1 protein-coding gene is annotated in these 1,046 nt (G+C 75.9%); it reads right to left on the reverse strand.

What is annotated here, in order from left to right:
* Positions 1–887, reverse strand: an 887-nt coding sequence (locus tag ACIQOV_RS42725) for a lytic transglycosylase domain-containing protein (protein ID WP_401056690.1), incomplete at its 3' end; no start/stop codon positions are given.
* Positions 888–1,046: the final 159 nt, after the last annotated feature.

Consider the following 1,046-nt stretch of genomic DNA (forward strand, 5'->3'; position numbering starts at 1 on the left):
GGCGGGACCGGGGACCCGGGGCGGTTCGGGACGGTGGTCACCGTGCCGCTGCCGTAGTGCGCCATCCAGTTGCGCACCGTCCGCAGGTACTCGCCCGAGTTGTTGTAGCTGAGCACCGCCCGGTCGAGCTGCGCCGGGTCGGCGAGGTCGCGGCCGCCCGCGCACAGGTAGCGGCCGGCCGTCTCGGCGGCGTCGAAGACGTTGTTCGGGTCGGCCTTGCCGTCGCCGTTGGCGTCCACGCCCCAGGAGGCCCAGGTGGACGGGATGAACTGCATCGGCCCGACGGCGCGGTCCCAGCGGGAGTCGCCGTCGTAGCGGCCGCCGTCGGTGTCGGATATCGCGGCGAAGCCGTTGCCGTCCAGCGCCGGGCCGAGGATCGGCGTCAGGGTCGTGCCGGCAGCGTCCACCCGGCCGCCGTTGGCCTGGCCGGACTCGACCTGGCCGATCGCGGCGAGCAGTTGCCAGGGCAGGTGGCAGCCCGGCGAACGCTGCGCCAGCGAGGCCTCGGCCTGGCGGTAGGCGGCGAGGACGGTGGCGGGCAGTGCGGGGCCGGTGGCCGCGAACGGGCCGGCCGAGGGCAGGCCGGGCAGCGTGCCGGGCGGCTGCGGGAGCTGGACGGTGCCGCCGCCGTCGGCCGGGATGCCGGTGCCGAAGGTGCCGGGGACGTCCGTCGAGGGGCTGCCGTCGGGCAGGGAACGGCCGACGCCCTGGCCGTCGGCGCCGTTCGCCGGACCGGCGTCGGCGACCGCGACCGGGGCGAGCCCGATGCCCGTCACCTGAGAACCGGTCAGCGCGGCCAGTGCGACGAAGGCCGCCGCCGTGCCCGTGAGCCGCTTGCCGATCCGGAGCTTCCGTCCGCCCTCGGCCTTGCCGATCCGCACCGTCATCCGCTACCCCTCCCCGTCGCCGCCCGGACCATCCCGGAACGGTTGAGCTGTCGTCATCGTGCCCGTCCGGCCGAGGGCCGGGCCCGCCGCCGGGACGATTAGTATCACGACGATCTGACAGGGACAGGGTGACCGGGAGGCCGACCGGGGCCCTCCGAG

Origin of the sequence: Kitasatospora sp. NPDC091257 (assembly GCF_044757675.1) — a bacterium.
In the GTDB taxonomy this organism is placed as follows: domain Bacteria; phylum Actinomycetota; class Actinomycetes; order Streptomycetales; family Streptomycetaceae; genus Kitasatospora; species Kitasatospora lactacystinica.